The organism is Pseudoalteromonas sp. S2755 (assembly GCF_005886535.1).
In the GTDB taxonomy this organism is placed as follows: domain Bacteria; phylum Pseudomonadota; class Gammaproteobacteria; order Enterobacterales; family Alteromonadaceae; genus Pseudoalteromonas.
In genome coordinates this window covers 1-606 of record NZ_PNDS01000221.1, presented here as the reverse complement: position 1 = coordinate 606, position 606 = coordinate 1, and the positions used below count along the sequence as shown (strand labels likewise).

At 45.7% G+C, this 606-nt stretch carries 1 rRNA gene; it reads left to right on the top strand.

Going from position 1 to position 606, the window contains the following annotated elements:
• Window positions 1–188: 188 nt before the first annotated feature.
• A 5S ribosomal RNA gene (gene rrf / locus CWC03_RS22905) occupies window positions 189–302 on the top strand.
• The last annotated feature ends 304 nt before the right edge of the window (window positions 303–606 follow it).

Below are 606 nucleotides of genomic sequence, written 5' to 3'. Positions count from 1 at the left end.
ATACAACGCCAAAGTGGTTTAGCGACAGAAGTTAATAGACTGAAGTAGACAAAAAAATTTAAGAGCTTTTCTAGATTTAAGAATTAAACAAGGTGACCAACCTCAGCGATATCGCGAAATCGGTTCACCTTGCGCAAATGTAATGCTCGTGCGAGGCACGATGTCATTAGACATTTGCACCCAGATTTCCTGATGACCATAGCGTTTTGGAACCACCTGACCCCATGCCGAACTCAGAAGTGAAACAAAACAGCGTCGATGATAGTGTGGGCTTCCCATGTGAAAGTAGAACATCGTCAGGGCCTTATTAGAGAAAGCCCGATTCGAGAGAGTCGGGCTTTTTTGCGTTTGAAGTAAAGTACTTCCATGTAGTATCTCCCCTTCACGTATCCATGCGCTCATTTCCCCGAACTGCGAAGCGCTGCTTCGGTTTCTTGTCACCCAAACTCAGAAGTGAAACAAAACAGCCGAAGGGTCGGCCCCGGTCAATGATAGTGTGGGCCTCCCATGTGACTCTCTATTTAAAAAATGAGAACATCCTACTTCGTAGCGAGTCAGGGCCTTATTAAAGAAACCCGTTGCAGTAATGCGACGGGTTTTTTGCTG